Source organism: Oscillospiraceae bacterium (assembly GCA_035380125.1).
Taxonomy (GTDB): Bacteria; Bacillota; Clostridia; order Oscillospirales; family JAKOTC01; genus DAOPZJ01.
This window is the reverse complement of the sequence record DAOSWV010000026.1, coordinates 23,850-45,885: the sequence shown is the minus strand read 5'-3', so window position 1 is coordinate 45,885 and position 22,036 is coordinate 23,850. Positions and strand designations below refer to the sequence as shown.

The window sequence follows — 22,036 nt, the reverse complement described above, 5'->3', positions numbered from 1 at the left end:
TCTCGGGGTCGATTTTTTTCACAAACACCGGCTTGCCGAACGCACCCACGCCCTTGCGCTGTCCGATCGTGAAGTTGTAAATCCCCTCGTGTGTGCCGCAAATTTCACCGTCGGGCGAAATCATTTCCCCGGGCAATGGCCCGAGTTTTTCCCGCAAAAAAGCAGCATAGTCGGCGTCCGGCAGAAAGCAGTTCTCGCTGCTGTCGGGCGCATCGTGGCAGTCAAGCCCGTTTTCCTTGGCGATTGCGCGCACTTCATCCTTGTCCGCGACCTCTCCGAGCGGCATCAGCAGCCGGTTTACGACGTTCTCCCCAAGCCGGTAAAGCATATAGCTCTGATCGCGCTTTTCGCAGACGGCCTTTTTGATCAGCCCGTTTTCGGTGCGCGCATAATGCCCGGTCGCGATATAGTCATAACCGTTTTGATCGGCACATTCCGTCAAATGTTTAAACTTAATCGTCGGATTGCACAGCACACACGGATTCGGCGTGCGCCCGTTGGCGTATTCATTGATAAAATAAGCAATAATATTTTCTTCAAACTCTTTTTGCGCATTGACGGTAAACAGCGGAATGCCGAGCTGTTTTGCGGCTTTTTCGGCCTTTTCCACGCCCTGCTCATGCTGTTTGGACATGACCATATAGACCCCGCCGACCCTGTACCCCGCCTTTTGCAAAAGCAGGGCGCAGACGCCGGAGTCGACGCCGCCGGACAGTGCGACCAAAACGCTATTCATGGCACCCTTCGCAGTTGATGATCTTGCCGACCAGCGGCTCGGGATCGATGCCCTTTTTGCGGTAATAATCGGCCAGTGCCGTTTTAATGGCCTGTTCGGCCAAGACTGAGCAGTGGATTTTCGCGGGTGGCAGCCCTTCAAGCGCCTCGACGACCGCCTTGTTGGTCAGTTTCAGTGCTTCTTCAATCGACTTGCCCTTGATCAGTTCGGTGGCCATCGAACTCGTCGCGATCGCTGCGCCGCAGCCGAAGGTCTTGAACTTGACGTCGGTGATGACGCCGTCGTCGATTTTCAGATACATCCGCATAATGTCGCCGCAGCGGGCGTTTCCGACCTCGCCGACGCCGTCGGCATTCTCAATCTCACCCACGTTGCGCGGATTCATAAAATGATCCATCACTTTTTGCGTATACATAAATTCTCCTCCAAACAGTCCGGATTTGAAAAATTTATTCTCAAACTTTTTTCTCCCAAACCGGACTCATCGCACGAAGTTTTTGAACAATCGGCGGCACGGTTTTCAAGATATAATCCACATCCGCCTCGGTGTTGTATTTGCCCAGCGAGAGCCGCAGCGACCCATGCGCGATCTCGTGCGGCAGCCCGATGGATAACAACACATGGCTCGGGTCGAGTGACCGGCTGGTACAAGCCGACCCCGACGAGGCACAGATGCCGTTCATGTCCATCCACAGCAGCAGGGATTCGCCCTCAATGCCCTCGAACGAGATGTTCATGTTGCCCGGCACGCGCTGTTTTCGGCTTCCGTTCAGTTGAGTACCCGGCAGCGCCAGCAGCCCGTCGATCAGTTTGTCCCGCAATTTTCCCAAACGGACGGTTTCCTCGTCCAGATGTTCAACCGCTTCGGAAATCGCCGCACCGAGTCCCACGATACCGGGAATATTTTCGGTTCCGGCGCGTTTTCCGCTCTCCTGCTGCCCGCCGTGAATCAAGGAGGCAATCCGCACGCCCTTTTTAATATACAGCGCCCCGACGCCTTTCGGCCCGTTGAATTTGTGCGCCGACAACGACAGCATATCCACGCCGAGTGCCTTGACGTCGACCGAAATATGGCCGACCGCTTGCACCGCGTCTGTGTGAAACAGCACGCCTTTTTCCGCGCAGACCTTTGCGATTTCGGCAATCGGGTTAATCGTGCCGATCTCGTTGTTGACCGTCATCACGGTGACCAGCGCCGTATCTTCGCGAATCGCCGCCGCGACCGCTTCCGGCGTGATAATGCCCTCCGAAGTCGGCTTGACGAGCGTCAGTTCAAACCCCTGCGTTTTCAACGCCTCGAGGGTCGACAGCACCGCGTGGTGTTCGTATTCGGTCGAGACGATATGCTTTTTCCCGGATTTCGCTTTTTGCAGTACCGCGCCTTTGATCGCCCAGTTGTCACTCTCGGAGCCGCCGCCGGTGAAATAGACCTCCGCCGGATCGGCGTTGATCGCCTTTGCAACCTGTTCGCGGGCTGCTGTCAGCGCCTTTTCGCTCTCATAACCCAAACTGTAGACCGAAGACGCATTCCCGTACTTTTCGCAGAAATACGGTCTCATCGCCTCAAAAACCGTGTCCGAGACGCGGGTTGTGGCGGCATTATCGACATATATCATTGCTCTTTCCATACTTTTTCGAGCAGTCCTTTCAATAGAAATGGCGGTACGAAGAGTATGCCCACTTCTGTACCGCCTCTATTATACACCAATTTAGTATTGTTTGCAACAGCGGCGTCTTTTTCTTTCTCAGACCGAAATCCGCTTGTTGAGTTCATACAATTCCCTGTCAAAGGGCTTTGTCATCTCCAGCGCCTCACCGATGTCATAATCGATGATGCTGTCGTTTTTACGCACGACGACGCGGTTACCGATGCCTTTTGCCAGCAGGTCTACCGCATACACGCCCATCATTGTGGCAATCACGCGATCCTTTGCCGACGGGGAACCGCCGCGCTGGACATATCCGAGTACCGTCGAACGGGTCACGACGCCGGTCTCGTTTTCGATGTCCTTGGCCAACTGTGATACGCCGCCCGGATAGTCGATGCCCTCCGCCGCGATGATGATAAAGTGCTTTTTTCCTGCACGGCTCATCTTCTGCATCGGTTCGATGACGTCCTTTTGAAGATCCGGCGGAATTTCAGGCACCAAAATCGCCATTGCGCCGCTGGCCACACCCGCATGTAAAGCCAGATAGCCGCAGTCGCGGCCCATGACCTCAATCAGGGAGCAACGGTCGTGCGAATGCGAGGTGTCGCGGATTTTGTCGACCGCATCGATAATCGTGTTTAGTGCGGTGTCGACGCCGATGGTATAATCCGACGCGCTGATGTCGTTGTCAATCGTACCGGGGATGCCGACGCACGGAATACCCAGATGAGACAGATCTTTCGCACCGCGAAAACTCCCGTCTCCGCCGATAACGACGATTCCCTGCAGACCGAATTGCTTGCAGTTGCGGATTGCGCGATCCTGACCCTCGGGGGTCTTGAATTCGGGGCTGCGCGCGGAATAAAGAATGGTACCGCCTCTGTGCAGAATTTCCGAAACGCTGCGCAGTTCCATTTTCTGAATATCCCCGTGAATCAGCCCTTCATACCCGCGGTTGATGCCGAAGACCTCCATGCCGCTGTCAATCGCCGAACGCACGACCGCGCGAACCGCGCAGTTCATGCCGGACGCATCGCCTCCGCTGGTGAGGACGCCGATGGATTTAATTTCGCTCACAAAAATCGCCTCCGTGCCTGTTATTTTTTCACGAGCACTTTTTTCAGTTTGACGAAACGCGGCAGACTGTCTTCATAGGGCAGTTTGGTCTGTCCCTGAATCAGCGGCAGCGCGTAATCGATGAATTTCTGATTCAAGCCGTCGCCGGTTTTGTTGATCCATTCGAGCGGCACTTTCTTCTCGGCGTTGGCCACGACGGTCAGATCGAACAGCTTGATTTTGCAGTGATATTTTCCGTCTTTTATGACCCGCTCGAATCCGACCATCTTGTCGGTCACGCCCTTGACGGCGTTGGTGACAGCGGCTTTACCGGCCTTGAAGGACTCGTCGATGTCGGTCTGGGAGGCACAGTGCGCGGCGCAGCGCTGTAACAGCGACAACTCAATGCCGCGGACTTTCGCGCCGGTCGCCTGTTTGACGGTGTCGGCGAGGAACGAGGCCAAACCGCCCAATTGCGCATGGCCGAAGCTGTCCTTGGTCTGCGCCAGATCGGCGCCGTATTCGGAAATATATTTCCCGTCTTTGTCTTTGATGCCCTCGGACACGACGACAAGGCACTTCTTGGTCTTTTCGTAGATGACCTTGACCTTGGCGATAAAGCTTTCGAGGTCGAACGGAACTTCGGGCAGATAGATCAGATCGGCGCCGAAACCCTTTTCGTTGGCGAGCGCGGCGCTCGCGGTCAGCCATCCGGCGTTGCGGCCCATGGCCTCGACGATGGTGACCATGCCGGTGTCATAGACATGCGCGTCGTGGTAGACCTCCATCACCGAAGTGGCGATGTATTTGGCCGCCGAGGCATAACCCGGGCAGTGGTCGGTACCGGCCAGATCGTTGTCGATGGTTTTCGGAATGCCCATCACGCGGCACTCGTAGCCGTTTTTCAGGCAGTATTTCGAGATTTTATTGCAGGTGTCCATCGAGTCGTTGCCGCCGTTGTAGAAGAAATAGCGGACATCGTACTTCTTGAACACTTCGAGAATGCGTTTATAATCGCTGTCGTCGACCGACGGATCCTTGAGCTTGTAGCGGCAGGAACCCAGCGCCGACGAGGGGGTATATTTCATATATTCCAGTTCTTTGGGGTCTTCTTTGCCCATATCCATGAGCTTTTCGTCCAAAACGCCCTTGATGCCGTTGCAGGCGCCGTAAACCTTAGTGATAGCGTCGCTCTCAAGCGCGGTTTTGATCGCGCCGTATGCGCTTGCGTTAATAACAGAACTCGGGCCGCCTGATTGGCCGATAATGCATGCTCCTTTTAATGTTGACATCTGATTCATACCCTTCGTTAATGGTTTGTTTATTGGGAGATCATTCTTACGAGAACAAATCTCACCACATACCATTATAGCACTTACCATTTTTGTCGTCAATAAACACGCATGAAACTGTAACGGTCATATAATTCACAGTTGTCAGTTGGCAGTGTACAGTGACCTTCCGATACGCAATATATGTACAAATCCCGCCCATCGCTCCTTTGCCGGGTTGTAGGGGCGAATCGCATTCGCCCACTTTTTCAAATCCCACCGCGCGGTACCCTGCGAGAAGGCAGATATGAGACGGCAAAGGCAGGATTTATAATCACCCGCCGCAGCGTATCTTTTCTTTTCATTCTTCACTCTTGCCTTTTGCTTACTATTCCCCTCTGTGGAGGGGTGGCCGAAGGCCGGGGTGGTTATCCACTCTTCCTCCCACAAAAAAGAGCGGCTCCCGCCGCTCTTTTTTATCAGATTGTTCCCTCTCACTCAAAGGTGATCAATTGTAAAATCGCGTCCAGCGAATAGTATGGCCATCCCTCGGCTTTTTCCGTCAGCTTCATCTCAACTATTTTTCCATCAGTCTCAATGAAGAAAAAGTGCGTGTCGTAGGGTGTTCCGTCAAAAATACTGACTGTAATGTCATCATATTGAATGTCCCCGAACACGCTGGTTCCTCCTTTGACAGTCATATCCGAGATCACCCAGTTATATTTGACGCGGTATTCTTCCAGCAAGCGGTTAACTGCATCGGCAAGCGTCTCTCCCTCTGTGATATCGTATGCGGTCACAATGATATCGCAGTCATGCCCGCTGATCCGGCAGGAATGATCATCGATATAAATCGGACTCCCGCAGTAGGTATATCCTGTTTTCCGCTCTTTCGGATACATCGAATCGAGATAATCAGATAAACTGGTTCCGATGTTATACATCAGGTCAATCGCCTCATATTGCGGCACAATTTCCTCACCGGTCTCCCTGTCGATCACCGGCAAATTTACATCCATCGGGAATTCAACGGTATCATAAACCATAAACGATTTGACCAACGAAGTATCAAGCACCTCGTCGAACAGATAAACACCCATAGTATCGGATAACCGAATACCCATTTCATTCTGCGACATCTCGCTCAGTGATTTCTCTATACCGTCATTGAATACAAGTTCAGCTGTTCGGTAAAAAGCACCGTTGATGTATCTTATCGAGTAATTGGATAGAATATCAAAAAAACTATTACTATGATACCCTTCTGTTTTTTGAATATAGACCGCCAAAGGGGTAATGGTAATCATATCGGAGAGTGACGCATTGCTGAATATCATCGTCGGGTGCGTCTGTTTCAGATACTGCCGATAATATTCCTGCACCGAACGGGTGATTGATGGTGCTTTTTGCGTTACCTTCGGCAGTATGATTTCCGGACCACTTTCAGTACCGACCGCAACGCTCAACGCCTGATTCTCTCCATTAATAATATAAAGTGCATAGTAATCCGTATTCTCTGTTTTAAGATCCTCGATTGAACGAATAAGATATTTTGCAGTGTTTTCAGCCTCGTAATTTTTATCTGCACAGATCAATTTTATGCGCATATCAAGAAAGGTTCTGTATATCTGTACCTGTTGTAAATCGTGTTGGTTGAAGAAATAACAAATTTTATATCCGTATGGCTGCGACAAATCTTTTATCAAATATGTGCCGTTATTTTGATTGGTTTGATTCATTCCGTTAAAGATCATACTGCTTGCATTTTCACTCTCTGCCTCCGAAGCGCCGAGCGTCAGCCGTTTGATCGAAAAGATATACGCCGTGGTATATTCGTCGGCCACCGCTTCATGCAGCGTCAACTCATAGTTTTCATCCGACGCTGTCAGATTGATCTCCTCGCTGTATGGCATAATCAAATCGATGTTCTCGCCGTAAATCGATTTAAACAACGCGATCCCGCCGACCGCCGCCACAGTAATCACCATAACCGACGCCAGAACGATGCTGACCATCGCCGAGACGGACCGTTTGACAAACGGCTTGCGGGTCTTAGCCGTCTTTTCCGTAATCTTATTTTTTACCCGATACTTCAACTCCTGCGGCATGACGTATTTTTCGCCGTCAAATACCGCTTTGAACTCTTTTTCCCTCATTGCACTCTTCCTCCAGTTCCATATGCAAAATCTCTCTCCCGCGCTTGACACGCGACCAAAACGCCGATTCGGTGATATCGAGCATTTTAGACGCCTCCGCGCCGGTATATCCCTCGTAATAATACAGATACAGTGCTTCCCGGTATTTCTCCGGAAGCGCTTCGACCGCTTGCGCCGTCAAATCCTCGGCGGGTGCCTCCGGTTCGGGGATGGCATCAAGCTCCACCCGCGTCCTTTTCCACCAGTGGGTCAACGCGTTTTTACAGTTGTTGCGCGCGGTGACGATCAGCCAGGCCTTCAGATGGTCGTCGCCGTTGAACGGTTTCCGATAAGAAAGGAGTTTCAGAAAGGTGTCGGATACGATGTCTTCGGCGTCCGTAGGATTTTTCAGATACATCATGCAGACGCGATAGACAGTGCCGGAAAACAAGTCATACGCGCGCTCGACAAATTTTACATCGGCCATCCTCATCGCCCCTTTCACTTATAAAACAATCGAATATCCTTTTTTTGGTCATAAAAGAAAAAATAATTTTACTGAATTTATGCAGCCGTCTTTAAAATTGTTTCCTGCCCGAGCCGAACTTTTCGAAACTTGATTAATACTCATTATACCAGATTACTTCCGAAAAGGAAAAGCAAACGAAAAGCATTGCTGCACTTCTGAGCGATTTACATCTATTCATCACCGGAATTTCGGAAATGTTTTTGCATTGTAGGGAACGGTCTTGACCGTTCCGCTTATGAGGTGTTTCCAACGATCAATACCGGAAATCCGTTCTAAAATTTCCATCAATCGTAGGACGGGACGACCCGGCCCGCCGAAGGTTTTTCACACTGTAGGGAACGGTCTTGACCGTTCCGATCGGAGCCACCCGGCCCGCCAAGTAAATCATAACGCGAAAGATCGACCAACCCAAACAAAAAGAGGGGCCGCGGCGCTTCACGCCGCGGCCCCTCAAATAATCTCTGAATCAATCTTCATGGAGCTTATATTCCACCCCGAAGATTATGATGGACTCAACGGTGTTTATATCGGTCAAATCATAAAATCCTTTGTAGAATTCGTAGTAATAATCTACATCGCCATCGTCTTTTTCAATATCACTACCATGCATACGATCCGTGCCATTACACACATTTTCTTCAGTAATGGGCAGTGTTTCGTACTCGCCTTGATTAGTGCCAAAAAGATCGTATATCCTTCCGTCTGTAAACTTCATAAGAATGCAATCATCAAACATTTTTTGGCCGAAACCATGCCCTTTCTCATGGAATATTTCTTGGGCATAATTCTTATCGCTGAGCGTGTAAATTGTAACACCGATTGCGGAAACCGTAATTTTTGTCACGTTAAATGACTCCGGATAGGCCGGTTCAATCCCTGAACAGTCAATTGTAATAGAGCTAACTGCTACAGAGAGGTCAAATGGCGTCGTTACAGTTTCGCCGTTGTCAGTCCACCCTATTTCTAAAGAGGCCTCTTCTCTCAGATTGGTTCCCCAACTTATCATATAGTAATTCTTCCCGTTATTAAATCCATCAGTGACTCCTCGAATCGAAAACATCAAACCCAGCTCAACCATGTCTTTATCGCTTGAGACAAACAGGTGGTTGCTGCAAATTTCACGCAGGTAATCCGGTTCCTCCCAATAAAAATAATTTCCCGTTCTCAATTCATTATTTGCTCTATTATTGATATCCTCATTGAACTGGCCAATCAACGCTTTTCCCTCATCGGTCAATGCTTTCAGCGATATCATTGCTTTTCCGATGCATCCGTCATGAATCATACCTTCCAATGTGAAGGTTACATTTTGAGTGCTGACCGATGCTGACGGTTTAGTGATATATTCACCGTATTCCGAGATATCAGGCCCGTAAATCAAAGAAAATAACTGGACACCGCCGGCCGCCGCTGCGGTAATAACCAACAGCGACGCCAAAGCGAAACAGGTCACTGCCAGTGCGGGCCGCTTGAACCGTTTAAAAAACGGTTTTCTTCCCTCTTTCTTGGTATTAATTATATTTCTGACGTTATATTTGACCTCCTGCGTCGGTTCCAGCAGGTCAAACGCATTCGCAAGTTCTTGTTTTTTCATTGTAATAGCCTCCCCTTTGTAGCAGCTGGGATGTTTGGCCCGATTGGACAAAACATTCCTCATTCAATAAATTAAGGGGCCAAACTCCCTAGGTTGAAAATTTATTTTCAACCTTTTCCCCCTTTAGGATTCGATTTCAAGCTTCAGAAGTTCCCGCCCGCGTTTGAGCCGAGTATACAGCGTACTCTCGGACACCGAGAGCATCTCAGCTGTTTCGATGCCGGTATAGCCCAATATGTACACGAAGGTCAATGCCTCCCGGTACTTGACGGGCAGTTCCAGCAACAGATGCAGCGTCTCACCGTATTCGCTCTCCGATTCTGCGGTCTCAAGCGCTTCCGAATCCGCTCTGCTTTTCCGCCACCAGTGACTAAGGCGGTTTTTGCAGTCGTTTTTGGCAGTGACAAACAGCCAACGGCGCAGATGTTCCTCGCTCTCGAACGGCTCTTTTTGCCTGATCAGCTTCAAAAAGGTCTCCGAGACCGCGTCTTCCGCGTCGGCGGGGTTTTTGAGATACATCATGCAGGTTTTATATATCACCCCGAAGTATTTCTCATACGCCTCGTCAATCTGCATTTCTCCACCGCCTTTCACTCTATCTACAATCCAAAGGGGACAAATCTTTCATCTGATTTACATATTTTACTATATAAATTAAAAAGATAAAAAACAGAGGCGCAAAAGCGCCTCTGTCGTTTCCTCATTGTAAGGATTATTCGTCGATTTCCGTAACGGAACCCGAACCGACGGTTCTGCCGCCTTCGCGGATAGCGAAACGCAGACCTTTTTCGATCGCGATCGGGGTGATCAGCTCAACACTCATCTCGACGTGGTCACCCGGCATGCACATCTCGGTGCCCTCAGGCAGACGGATGACGCCGGTAACGTCTGTCGTTCTGAAGTAGAACTGCGGACGGTAGTTGTTAAAGAACGCGGTATGACGGCCGCCCTCTTCCTTGGTCAGAACGTAAACCTGAGCCTTGAACTTGGTGTGCGGCTTGATGGAGCCGGGTTTGCACAGAACTTGTCCGCGCTCGATCTCGGAACGCTGAACACCACGCAGCAGTGCGCCGACGTTTTCGCCCGCCTGAGCGAAGTCCAGGGTCTTGCGGAACATTTCAAGACCGGTTGCAACGGTGGTCTTGGTTTCTTCGGAAAGACCGACGATCTCGACGGTGTCGCCGATTTTGATGGTACCGCGCTCGACTCTGCCGGTTGCGACGGTGCCGCGTCCGGTGATCGTGAAGACGTCTTCGACCGGCATCAGGAAGGGCAGGTCTGCCTTTCTCTGCGGGGTCGGGATATATTCGTCAACAGCCTTCATCAGTTCATGGATGCAGGCGTATTCGGGTGCGTTAGGATCGGTGGATGTGGAGACAAGCGCGTCTCTTGCGGAACCCTTGATGATCGGGATATCGTCACCCGGGAACTCGTAGTAGCTCAATGTCTCGCGGATTTCCATCTCAACGAGTTCGATCAGCTCAGGATCATCGACCTGGTCGATCTTGTTCATGAAGACCACGATATACGGAACGCCGACCTGACGCGCGAGCAGCAAGTGCTCTTTGGTCTGAGTCATCGGGCCGTCTGTCGCGGCGATAACCAGAATTGCGCCGTCCATCTGGGCCGCGCCGGTGATCATGTTTTTGATATAGTCGGCATGCCCGGGGCAGTCGACGTGCGCATAATGGCGATTTTCGGTCTGATACTCAACATGGCGGGTATTGATCGTGATACCGCGGGCTTTCTCTTCCGGTGCGTTATCGATCTGATCATATGCCATGTATTGGGCGCCGCCGGCCATCGCAAGGACCTTTGTGATCGCTGCGGTCAAAGTGGTCTTACCATGGTCAATATGACCGATGGTACCAATGTTTACATGGGGCTTTGTGCGCTCGAATTTTGCTTTTGCCATTGTACTCTCCTCCTAAATTGTATACGTATAGTATTTTAACATATTTTTTCGTTTTTGCAAGCGTTTTATCCAAAAACGACTGCCAAACGACCTTATCAGGTAGCTGAGCGTCCGCCGCGTGTATTCAGAATGTTTTCGGCGACGGATTTGGGAATTTCGGCATAGTGGCAGGGTTCCATCGTATAGTGTCCGCGGCCCTGAGTCTTGGAACGCATGTCGGTCGCATATCCGAACATCTCGGAAAGCGGTACGAGCGCATTCACCTGCTTGGCGCCCGACATATCGTCAATACTCTGAATCTGGCCGCGGCGGCTCTGTACGTCGCCGAGAATATCGCCGAGATAATCTTCGGGAATGATCACCGAAACCTTCATGATCGGTTCCAGTAGCACCGGATCAGCTTTGCTCATGGCCTCTTTAAACGCCATAGAACCGGCAATTTTAAAGGCGAGTTCGGACGAGTCAACCTCGTGGAACGAACCGTCATAAAGCGTGACCTTGACGTCGACAACCGGATATCCGGCCAGAACGCCTGACTGCATAGCGCCGATAATACCCTGACGGGCCGGCTCGATGAATTCCTTGGGAATCACGCCGCCGGTGATCGAATTGACAAATTCGAAGCCCTTTCCGGGTTCATTCGGTTCCAGCTTGATCTTGACATGACCGTATTGACCGTGACCGCCCGATTGGCGCGCATATTTGGTGTCTGCCTGTGCGAGCTTGCGCACGGTTTCGCGATAAGCGACCTGCGGCTTGCCTACGTTGGCCTCGACCTTAAATTCACGCAACAGCCGGTCGACAATGATCTCGAGATGGAGTTCGCCCATGCCCGCGATAATGGTCTGTCCGGTCTCCTCGTCGGTGTAAGTCCTAAAGGTCGGATCTTCTTCTGCCAGCTTGGCAAGGGCAATGCCCATCTTTTCCTGACCGGCCTTGGTCCGGGGTTCGATCGCGACTCGGATAACCGGCTCGGGGAACTCCATGGACTCGAGGATGATCGGATGTTTGGGATCACAGAGCGTGTCGCCGGTCGTGGTGTTGCGCAGGCCCACGGCGCCCGCGATGTCGCCCGCATAGCAGGTTTCGACGTCGGTGCGGTCGTTGGCGTGCATCATCACAATGCGGCCGATGCGCTCATTGTTGTCCTTGGTGCTGTTATAAACGCCGCTTCCGGCGTCGAGTGTACCCGAGTAGACGCGGAAGAAGCAGAGCTTTCCGACAAACGGATCCGTCGCGATCTTGAAAGCAAGCGCGGAAAACGGCTCCGTATCAGAAGAATGCCTGTATTCCTCTTCCTCGGTCTTGGGATTGATGCCTTTGATGGATTCGATATCGGTCGGCGCGGGGAGATAATCAACCACGGCGTCAAGCAGCTTTTGAACGCCCTTGTTTTTGTAGGACGTACCGCAGACCACCGGAACCATGGTGTTGTCGATTGTCGCCTTACGGATGGCCGCTTTGATCTCGTCGATCTCAAGGCACTCTCCGCAGAGGAATTTCTCCATCAGATCATCGTTTGTAACGGCGACGGCTTCCATCAGCTTGGCGTGATATTCCTCGCAGATGTCCTTCATGTCGTCGGGAATCGGCTCCTTTAAAATATCGGTGCCGCGCTCATTGGTGTAGACATAGGCCTGCATCTCGAGCAAATCGACCAGACCGATAAAAGAATCCTCTTTTCCGATCGGCAGCTGAAGGGGAACCGGATTACATTTCAACCGTTCCTTCATCATGCTGAGAACGCGGTAAAAGTCAGCGCCGGTGATATCCATCTTGTTGACATACGCAAGGCGCGGGACTTTATACTTATCCGCCTGACGCCACACGGTCTCAGACTGCGGCTCGACGCCGCCCTTGGCACAGAAAACCGTCACCGAACCGTCGAGTACGCGCAGCGAACGCTCGACTTCAACGGTGAAATCAACGTGCCCGGGCGTGTCGATGATGTTAATGCGGTGTTCTTTCCAATAGCAGGTTGTGGCCGCGGAAGTAATGGTAATTCCGCGTTCCTGTTCCTGCTCCATCCAGTCCATCGTGGCAGCTCCGTCATGAACCTCGCCGATCTTGTGCGTTTTTCCCGTATAATACAGGATACGTTCGGTCGTCGTGGTCTTGCCGGCGTCAATGTGGGCCATGATGCCAATATTTCTTGTTTTCTCCAGAGAGACCTGTCTTGGCATTGAATAAATTCCTCCGAATAAATTACGCTAAAATTAAAATCAAATGATATTATTTGGTGTTCGCCGGTGAATCATTCAGAATTCAAAATTCAGAACTGCACCGAGGTTGGCAACGCGGCTGCGCAGCTGCAAAATCCGCAGATTCTGATTCGCGTTTTACAGTAGGTTCTACCTGCCGCGCGCTATCAAGCTTACGTCCAGCAGATTCTTGCCCGCGTTTGTGAGTGGGCACTGCCCACCCGCTTACCAGCGGAAGTGAGCGAACGCCTGGTTGGCTTCGGCCATCTTGTGGGTATCTTCGCGTTTCTTGACGGCGCTGCCGGTGTTGTTGTAAGCATCCAGTATTTCGCCTGCGAGCCGTTCGCCCATGGTACGTTCCGAGCGATTTCTCGCATAGCTGACCAGCCAGCGCATACCCAGGGTCTGTCTGCGGGCAGGTCTGACTTCGAGCGGTACCTGGTAAGTGGCGCCGCCGACACGGCGGGCCTTTACCTCAAGAGACGGCATGATGTTTTCGAGCGCCTTTTCAAAGACCTCAAGGGGTTCCTTATCAGCCTTTGTTTTGACGATTTCGAAAGCACCATATACAATTTTCTGAGCGACACCCTTTTTCCCGTCTAACATGATGTTGTTAACCAGTCGAGTGACCGTCTTGGAATTGTAAATAGGATCCGGCAGAACGTCACGTCCTGCCACCGCACCTCTTCTTGGCACTTCTCTTCCCTCCTTCATAAAATAATGAGCTCAAAGGTACTCGGAGTATGTTTTTCCCATCAAGGGATGTTTGGGTTTTTTGGCAAAGCCAAAAAAATCAAACTACTCCGTGGGCCAATGCCGAGGCGATATATAAACTATAATCAAAAATTATATATTTCTCGTCATTGACATTGAAGGATCATTTGTTATGCCTTCTTCTTCGCGGCTTTGGGCCGTTTCGCGCCGTACTTGGAACGCGCTTGATTGCGGTTCGCGACGCCCTGCGTATCCAACGTGCCGCGGATGATGTGGTAACGGACACCGGGCAGGTCTTTGACACGGCCGCCGCGGATCAGCACCACACTGTGCTCCTGCAGATTGTGACCGATCCCGGGGATATACGAAGTCACTTCCATTCCGTTTGTCAGACGTGTTCTTGCGATCTTACGGATAGCGGAGTTCGGTTTTTTCGGGGTCATGGTCTTAACGGCCACACAGACGCCGCGTTTTTGCGGACTGTTCTGATCGATCGGGATCTGCTTCTTGGTGTTCAAACCGCGCAGCAAAGCCGGGGCTTTGGCCTTTTTGACCGATGTCTCTCTGCCCTTGCGTACCAGTTGGTTAAAGGTTGGCATTGTTTCACCTCCTGTTTATAAAATGTGCTACCCTTTTGTAGGGGCATAAGGTTGCCGTTTAAATGGCAACCTTATTATTATATCACAACGATGCTGTTTTGTCAAGATCTTTCGCTTTCGACAAGTTCAATATCGCTGTAACATTCCATACCCGTACCGGCGGGAATCAGTTTGCCGATGATGACATTTTCCTTGAGTCCGAGCAGCGGATCGCTCTTGCCCTTGATGGCGGCGTCGGTCAGTACGCGGGTGGTCTCCTGGAAGGAGGCAGCCGACAGGAACGACTCGGTGGCCAGCGAGGACTTGGTGATACCCATAATGACGGGGTGGCAGGTTGCCGGTGCAAATCCGTTTTCGCCCGCGTCAATATGCGCCTGAATCTTCTCGTTCTCGGTTTCGAAGGCGATCTTGTCGACGGTCGAACCGGGCAGCATTTCGCTGGTGCCGGGATTATCGACCTTGACCTTGCGCATCATCTGGCGGATGATGACTTCAATGTGTTTATCGTTGATCTCAACGCCCTGTTGACGATAAGTGCGCTGCACCTCGGTGATCAGATAATCCTGAACAGCTTCAGCGCCCTTGGTCGCCAAAACGTCTCCGGGATTGAGCGCGCCTTCGGTCAGCGAGTCGCCGACATTGACATAATCGCCGTTGTGAACGTGAATGCGTGCGTCGTACGGGATCAGATAGGACTTGGAATCGCCGGTCAGATCGTTGGTGACAACGATGTGGCGGTTGCGCACGACATCCTGAATCTCGACCACGCCGCTGATTTCGGTGACGATGGCGTTATTCTTGGGCTTACGGGCCTCGAAGAGTTCCTCGACGCGCGGCAACCCTTGTGTGATATCCTCAGCCGAGACGACGCCGCCGGTGTGGAAAGTACGCATCGTCAGCTGTGTGCCCGGTTCGCCGATGGACTGGGCGGCGATGATGCCGACCGCCTCACCGATCTGAACAGGTTTGCCGTTGGCCAGGTTCGCGCCGTAGCACTTGGCGCAGACGCCGTGTTTGGACTTGCAGCCCAGTGTCGAACGCAGTAAAACCTCGGTGATGCCGGCGTCGATGATGGCATCGGCGTCTTCAGCGTCGATCATCTTATCGGTGTCGACGATGACTTCTCCGGTCTTGGGGTCCGTGATGGGATTGACGGAATAACGGCCGATCAGACGCTCGTGCAGGCTCTCAATCTTCTCTTCCCCGTCGCTGAGCTCGTGGACAAACAGGCCCTCAGTGGTGCCGCAGTCGTTTTCGCGGATGATAACGTCCTGCGAGACGTCGACCAGACGGCGGGTCAGATAACCCGAGTCGGCGGTACGGAGCGCGGTATCGGCAAGGCCTTTACGCGCGCCGCGGGAGGAGATGAAGTACTCCAAGATATTCAAACCTTCGCGGTAGTTGGATTTAATCGGAATTTCGATGGTCTGGCGGCTGGTGTTGGCAATCAGTCCGCGCATACCGGCCAGCTGGCGGATCTGATCTTTGGAACCGCGCGCGCCGGAGTCGGCCATCATGTTGATCGGATTGTATCTGTCAAGATAATCGTTCAGCGCTTTTGTGACCTCGTTGGTGGTGTCGTTCCAGGTCTTCAGAATCGCCGAAGAGCGGTCGGCCTTGGACAGGAAACCGCGCTCGTAGCGCTTGTTGATCTCAAGAATCTTCTGATCGGCCGCTGCAAGGATTTCCTTTTTCTGCGGCGGGATTTTAACGTCGGAGACCGAGATGGTCAAGCCGCTTTTGGTGGAGTATTTAAAGCCCTGCGCTTTGATCTTGTCAAGCATCTCCGCGGTGACGGCGCTGCCGTGTGTGGCGATGCATTTGCCGATAATATTACCCAAAGCCTTTTTCGTCACGAGGAACGAAACTTCGGGCAAAAACAGATTCTCCTCGACGCTGCGGTCGACGAATCCCAAATCCTGCGGAATCGGCTCGTTGAAAATCAGTGTACCGATGGTGGTTTCAATCACACGGCTCTTCTTTTCACCGTTTATCATCCGCGAAACGCGAACTTTAATACGTGAATGCAGCGTGATGTCGCCGTTGTTATAGGCCATGACGGCCTCATTCTGATCGCGGAAGGCCTTACCCTCACCGGGTTCGCCCTCTTTTTGCAGCGTCAGATAATAAGAACCCAACACCATGTCCTGCGTCGGAACCGTAATCGGCATACCGTCGGAGAGTTTCAGCAGGTTGTTGGAGGCCAGCATCAGGAAACGCGCCTCAGCCTGCGCCTCTGCGGACAGCGGTACATGCACGGCCATCTGGTCGCCATCGAAGTCGGCGTTGAAAGCCGAACAGACGAGCGGATGGAGTTTCAAAGCGCGGCCCTCGACCAGCACCGGCTCAAAGGCCTGAATGCCCAAGCGGTGCAGCGTCGGTGCGCGGTTTAAAAGCACCGGATGATCCTGAATAATCAGCTCAAGCGCGTCCCAAACCGGAGCGCCCGCGCGGTCGACCATCTTGCGGGCCGATTTGATATTGTTTGCGGCGCCGGTCTCGACGAGACGTTTCATCACGAACGGTTTGAACAGTTCGAGCGCCATCTCTTTCGGGAGGCCGCATTGGTGCATTTTCAGTTCCGGGCCGACGACGATAACCGAACGGCCGGAGTAGTCGACACGTTTGCCCAGCAAGTTCTGACGGAAACGTCCTTGTTTGCCGCGCAGCATGTCGGAAAGTGACTTCAGCGGGCGGCTGGACGGACCTGTCACGGTTCTGCCGCGGCGGCCGTTGTCGATCAGTGCGTCAACCGCTTCCTGCAGCATGCGTTTCTCGTTGCGGATGATGATATCCGGCGCGGAAAGATCCATCAGCTTGCGCAGGCGGTTGTTACGGTTGATGACGCGGCGGTATAAATCGTTGAGGTCGCTGGCGGCAAAACGTCCGCCGTCGAGCTGAACCATCGGGCGGATGTCCGGCGGAATGACCGGGACGACCGTCAGAATCATCCATTCGGGGCGGTTGCCGGAGGCACGGAAGGCCTCACAGACCTCAAGCCGCTTCAAAATACGGAGTTTTTTCTGTCCGGAGGCATGCTCCAACTCGGAATGCAGCTGTTCGGACATCTCATCTAAGTCGATGCGCTCCAGCAGTTTGCGGATAGCTTCCGCGCCGATGCCGGCCTCGAATTCATCCTCATACTTTTCGCGCATGTCCTTGTAGTCCTTTTCGGACAGCAGCGTGCCGACTTCGAGCGGCGTATCGCCCTGATCGGTGACGATATAGGCCGCGAAATACAGCACCTTTTCGATGCTCTTCGCGGGAATATCCATAATCAGCGCCATGCGGGACGGAATCCCGCGGAAATACCAGATGTGCGATACCGGTGCGGCCAGTTCAATGTGGCCCATACGCTCGCGGCGCACTTTGCTGCGGGTAACCAAAACGCCGCACTTGTCGCAGACCTTACCCTTGTAGCGAATGCGCTTGTATTTTCCGCAGTGGCATTCCCAGTCCTTGGTCGGTCCGAAAATACGCTCGCAGAAAAGTCCGTCGCGCTCAGGTTTTAAAGTTCTGTAGTTAATGGTCTCCGGCTTTTTCACTTCGCCGTAAGACCAGGACCGGATCTCGTCAGGTGAGGCAAGACCGATTCTTATGCTGTCAAAAACGTTAAATTCCATACCTGTCTGCCCCCTCTTTATTCGTCATCGCCGTCTGCGACGGTATCGTCCTCGAAAATTTCATTTTCCCCCGAAGCATCGGAATCCTCGTTTTCGCCTTCCTCATCGCCACCGGGCAAATTGGAATCGTCGACATATTCGGCTTCAAAGACGGGTTCTTCGGGTTCCTGATTCGGCGTCAGAATATCATCGTCATCGAAGTTTTGTTTCAATGAAATCACATCGCCGTTTTCGTCGAGCACCTTGACGTCGAGCGCCAGCGACTGGAGCTCTTTAATCAGCACCTTAAACGATTCGGGGATACCCGGCGTCGGGATGCTTTGGCCTTTGACGATGGCCTCGTAGGTCTTGACGCGTCCGTTGCAGTCGTCCGACTTGACGGTCAGGATCTCCTGCAGGGTATATGCGGCGCCGTAGGCCTCGAGGGCCCAGACCTCCATCTCACCGAAACGCTGGCCGCCGAACTGGGCTTTACCGCCCAGCGGCTGCTGCGTAACGAGCGAGTACGGACCTGTCGAACGGGCGTGAATCTTATCGTCAACCAGATGGTGGAGTTTTAAGAAGTACATATACCCAACCGTGATGCGGTTGTCGAACGGTTCGCCCGTGCGCCCGTCATAGAGCACCGACTTGCCGTCTTCGGACAATCCCGCCTGCGCCAAACACTGACGGATGTCCTCTTCGTTCGCACCGTCGAAGACCGGGGTCATGACCTTCCATCCGAGCGCCTTTGCGGCGTAGCCGAGATGGACTTCCAGAACCTGTCCGATGTTCATACGGGACGGAACGCCCAGCGGATTGAGCACGATGTCGAGCGGGGTGCCGTCGGGCAGGAAAGGCATATCCTCCTGCGGAAGGATGCGGGACACGACGCCCTTGTTGCCGTGGCGGCCGGCCATCTTGTCGCCGACCGAGATCTTGCGCTTCTGCGCGATGTAGACGCGGACGACCATGTTGTTGCCCGGCGCCATCTCGTCGCAGTTGTCTGCGGTAAAGATCTTGCGGTCAACCACGATGCCGTATTCGCCGTGCGGAACACGCAGCGAGGTGTCGCGGACTTCGCGGGCCTTGTCGCCGAAAATGGCGCGCAGCAGGCGTTCTTCCGCCGTCAGTTCAGTCTCGCCTTTCGGAGTGACTTTGCCGACGAGGATATCACCGGCACGCACTTCGGCGCCGACGCGGATGATGCCCTGTTCATCGAGGTCTTTCAGGGCCTCTTCGCCGACGTTCGGGATATCGCGGGTGACCTCTTCGGGTCCCAGCTTGGTATCGCGGCATTCGAGTTCGTGTTCTTCGATATGAATGGAGGTGAACACGTCGTCGCGCACGATTTTTTCATTGATGAGAACCGCGTCCTCGTAGTTGTAGCCCTCCCAGGTCATAAAACCGATCAAGACGTTCTTGCCGAGGGAGATTTCGCCCTGGCTGGTCGCCGGACCGTCGGCAATCACCTGTTCCGCTTCGACCCGCTCGCCGACTTCGACGATCGGACGCTGGTTGATACAGGTACCCTGGTTGGAACGCATAAATTTGATCAGGTGGTATTCCCTTTCCGTTCCATCATCGGATTTGATGATGATCTTGTCGGCGGTAACAGAAGTGCAGATGCCGGCATTTTTAGACTTGAGCACAACGCCCGAGTCATAGGCGGCCTTGTATTCGATGCCGGTCGCGACGATCGGCTGTTCGGAAACGAGCAGCGGAACGGCTTGACCCTGCATGTTCGAGCCCATCAGGGCGCGGTTGGCGTCGTCGTTTTCAAGGAGGGGGATCATCGCGGTCGCGACCGAGACGACCATCTTCGGCGAGACGTCCATATAGTCGATTTTTTCACGCTCGATTTCGAGAATCTGGTCGCGGTAACGGGCGTTGACGCGGGGATTGACAAAACGCCGTTCCTCATCCAGCGGCTCGTTGGCCTGTGCGACGATGTAATCGTTCTCGTTGTCGGCGGACATGTATTCTACGATCTCGGTGACCTTGCCGGTCTCCTTGTCGACCTTCAGATAAGGCGCTTCGATAAAGCCGTATTCGTTGATTTTGGCAAACGTGGCCAGATAGGAGATCAGACCGATGTTGCTGCCTTCCGGGGTCTCAATCGGGCACATTCTGCCGTAGTGCGAATAATGCACGTCACGAACCTCGAACGAGGCGCGGTCACGCGAAAGACCACCCGGACCGAGTGCCGATAAACGGCGCTTGTGTTTTAACTCTGCCAGTGGGTTGGCTTGATCCATGAATTGGGACAACGGTGACGAACCGAAGAACTCTTTGATCGCAGCCGAGACGGGCCGGATCGAGAGCAGGCTCTGCGGGGTCACGGTCTCGCTGTCGGCCAGCTGTAGGGTCATGCGCTCTTTGATGATGCGCTCCATGCGGGCAAAGCCGATGCGGAACTGGTTTTGCAGCAATTCGCCGACCGAACGGATACGGCGGTTGCCCAAATGATCGATGTCGTCGACCGTGCCGACGCCGCTTGCAAGGCCGTTCAAATAGTTGATGGACGCCAAAATGTCCTCAAACATCATATGTCTGGGGATCAAATCGTTAATCCGGTTATAAAGCTCTTCTTTCAGCGCGTCGCGGTCGAGTTCCATGTCCAGAATTTCGCGCAGCAGCGGGAAATAGACTTTTTCATAGACGCCGATCTCTTCAAGTTCTTCCTCAGTCAGATCGACAAAACCGCGAATGTCGACCATCTTATTGGTAAAGACAACAACGTCTTTATCCTCAACCGAGAGCAGGACGCGGTCGACGCCGTGGTTCTCAAGGAATCGGGCGCGTTCGCGGGTCATGGTCTCTTCGGCATCGGCGATGATTTCGCCGGTCAGCGGGTCGGCAACCGGTGCGGCAAGGGTCTTGCCGGTGATGCGGTCTGCCAGTCCGAGCTTTTTGTTGTACTTGAACCGTCCGAAACGGGCGGTGTCGTATTTGCGGGGATCAAAGAACTGACCGTTGACCAGCGAATAGGCCGAATCGACCGTAGGCGGTTCACCCGGACGCAGCTTGCGGTAGACTTCCAGCAGCGCCTCTTCGGTATTGCGGGTACCGTCTTTCAGCAAAGTGGCCTCGATGCGGTCATCATTCTCACCGAACATCCCGCGGATGGCGTCGGTCTCGGGGATACCGAGTGCGCGCACCAGACAGGTCATCGGCAGCTTGCGGTTCTTGTCGATACGGACATAGAATGTGTCCGAAGTGTCGGTTTCATACTCAATCCACGCGCCGCGGTTCGGGATGATGGTCGCCGAATACAGCGGTTTGCCGCTCTTGTCGTAGGACATATCGAAATACACGCCCGGCGAACGGACGAGCTGCGAGATGATCACGCGTTCGGCGCCGTTGATGATAAACGTGCCGCTTTCGGTCATCAGCGGAAGGTCGCAAATAAAGATGTCGTGCTCGTTGATCTCACCCGTGGTCTTGTTGTGCAGACGGGTCTTGACAAACAAACGGGTGGTGTAGCTGACGTCGCGTTCCTTGCACTCGGCGACAGAATATTTGGGTTCCTTGTCGGTGCGGAAGTCAATGTAGTCCAGCGTCAGATTGTTGTTATAATCCGAGATCTGAGAGGCATCGCGCAGGACTTCTTTGAGACCTTCGCGCATAAACCACTCATAGGAGTCGCGCTGAACTTCGATGAGGTTGGGCATTTCGGCAACCTCGTTGATGCGTGAGAAACTCTTGCGCTCGGTTTTTCCGAGCATCACAGGTTTCACGTTGACCACTGATGTATCACTCCGTTTTTATAAAATCGACCGCCATCCAATCCGGCAGTCCGAGATGTCATAATGGTGTGGAAATCGGAAAATACATTTTAAGATCGTGTATAAACACGCCGTTTTCCGACACTTGTCCCACCCGCCCCGAGAGACCGCATTCGCGCTTAGCGGCATACCGTCCCATGATAAGCGTTAGAGTATTATACTATCTTTTGCAACCCGTGTCAAGAAATATTTTAAAGATTTTTAATGTTTTTTCATTTACCTTTCATGAGGTTTATGTTAGAATGGT

At 52.8% G+C, this 22,036-nt stretch carries 15 protein-coding genes; all 15 read right to left on the bottom strand.

Annotated elements, in window-relative coordinates:
- Positions 1-736: tRNA 2-thiouridine(34) synthase MnmA (mnmA, locus tag PK629_10605; protein ID HOP11930.1), on the bottom strand; the 736-nt coding region annotated here is incomplete at its 3' end.
- On the bottom strand, positions 729-1,151 hold the full coding sequence (nifU, locus tag PK629_10600) for a Fe-S cluster assembly scaffold protein NifU (protein HOP11929.1): 423 nt from the start codon (positions 1,149-1,151) through the stop codon (positions 729-731). The genes nifU and mnmA, both read right to left, overlap by 8 nt.
- A 40-nt stretch (positions 1,152-1,191) precedes the next feature.
- Positions 1,192-2,364 (bottom strand): cysteine desulfurase NifS, encoded by a 1,173-nt coding sequence (nifS, locus tag PK629_10595; protein HOP11928.1) that lies wholly within the window; start codon positions 2,362-2,364, stop codon positions 1,192-1,194.
- Between the two features lie 117 nt (positions 2,365-2,481).
- Positions 2,482-3,462, bottom strand: coding sequence for a 6-phosphofructokinase (gene pfkA / locus PK629_10590; protein HOP11927.1), 981 nt, complete (start codon positions 3,460-3,462; stop codon positions 2,482-2,484).
- Between the two features lie 20 nt (positions 3,463-3,482).
- Complete coding sequence (locus PK629_10585) at positions 3,483-4,733, bottom strand: 6-phosphofructokinase (protein ID HOP11926.1); 1,251 nt, start codon at positions 4,731-4,733, stop codon at positions 3,483-3,485.
- Between the two features lie 473 nt (positions 4,734-5,206).
- The gene (locus PK629_10580) at positions 5,207-6,868 is read right to left on the bottom strand and encodes a DUF4179 domain-containing protein (GenBank protein HOP11925.1); all 1,662 of its coding nucleotides are present in this window, start codon (positions 6,866-6,868) and stop codon (positions 5,207-5,209) included.
- Entirely contained in the window at positions 6,837-7,334 is a 498-nt protein-coding gene (locus PK629_10575) for an RNA polymerase sigma factor (GenBank protein ID HOP11924.1), read from the bottom strand. The genes PK629_10580 and PK629_10575 overlap by 32 nt, the downstream gene beginning before the upstream one ends.
- Positions 7,335-7,842: 508 nt before the next feature.
- Positions 7,843-8,970: a hypothetical protein gene (locus tag PK629_10570; protein HOP11923.1), complete on the bottom strand. Its 1,128-nt coding sequence runs from the start codon at positions 8,968-8,970 to the stop codon at positions 7,843-7,845.
- A 123-nt stretch (positions 8,971-9,093) separates the two neighbouring features.
- Positions 9,094-9,546: an RNA polymerase sigma factor gene (locus tag PK629_10565; GenBank protein ID HOP11922.1), complete on the bottom strand. Its 453-nt coding sequence runs from the start codon at positions 9,544-9,546 to the stop codon at positions 9,094-9,096.
- A 136-nt stretch (positions 9,547-9,682) separates the two neighbouring features.
- Complete coding sequence (gene tuf, locus PK629_10560; GenBank protein ID HOP11921.1) at positions 9,683-10,885, bottom strand: elongation factor Tu; 1,203 nt, start codon at positions 10,883-10,885, stop codon at positions 9,683-9,685.
- A 95-nt stretch (positions 10,886-10,980) separates the two neighbouring features.
- Positions 10,981-13,068 (bottom strand): elongation factor G, encoded by a 2,088-nt coding sequence (gene fusA, locus PK629_10555; GenBank protein ID HOP11920.1) that lies wholly within the window; start codon positions 13,066-13,068, stop codon positions 10,981-10,983.
- A gap of 243 nt (positions 13,069-13,311) precedes the next feature.
- A complete protein-coding gene (rpsG, locus tag PK629_10550) occupies positions 13,312-13,782 on the bottom strand; it encodes a 30S ribosomal protein S7 (GenBank protein ID HOP11919.1) in 471 nt (156 codons plus the stop codon).
- A 188-nt stretch (positions 13,783-13,970) separates the two neighbouring features.
- A complete protein-coding gene (rpsL, locus tag PK629_10545) occupies positions 13,971-14,399 on the bottom strand; it encodes a 30S ribosomal protein S12 (protein ID HOP11918.1) in 429 nt (142 codons plus the stop codon).
- A 101-nt stretch (positions 14,400-14,500) separates the two neighbouring features.
- A complete protein-coding gene (gene rpoC, locus PK629_10540; GenBank protein HOP11917.1) occupies positions 14,501-18,022 on the bottom strand; it encodes a DNA-directed RNA polymerase subunit beta' in 3,522 nt (1,173 codons plus the stop codon).
- 17 nt (positions 18,023-18,039) lie between these two features.
- On the bottom strand, positions 18,040-21,750 hold the full coding sequence (rpoB, locus tag PK629_10535; protein ID HOP11916.1) for a DNA-directed RNA polymerase subunit beta: 3,711 nt from the start codon (positions 21,748-21,750) through the stop codon (positions 18,040-18,042).
- Positions 21,751-22,036: the final 286 nt, after the last annotated feature.